Annotated in this window: 1 pseudogene; it reads right to left on the reverse strand. The window is 47.4% G+C overall.

Going from position 1 to position 209, the window contains the following annotated elements:
* Positions 1 to 209 (reverse strand): annotated as a pseudogene (locus H4J63_RS20090) (group II intron reverse transcriptase/maturase); the annotation flags it as partial.

A 209-nucleotide genomic window follows, 5' to 3' on the forward strand; every position in this document is an offset into this window, starting at 1 on the left:
CTTCGTTTCGGCCTGTACCCATAACTCGATGGGTGAAAGTCGATGTCGAATATCGGTTGGAGTATGTTCAATAGTGTTTGTTGCACTATTCGGTCTCGAACTGCGGGGATACCTAGCATTCTGACACCGCCATCATCTTTGGGTATTTCCACCCGTTTGACAGGTTGTGCCCTATATTGCTTGGTTTGCAGCTCACCTTGCAGTTGTTT

Origin of the sequence: Pseudoalteromonas sp. 5Ae-yellow (assembly GCF_014077565.1) — a bacterium.
Classification (GTDB): Bacteria; Pseudomonadota; Gammaproteobacteria; order Enterobacterales; family Alteromonadaceae; genus Pseudoalteromonas.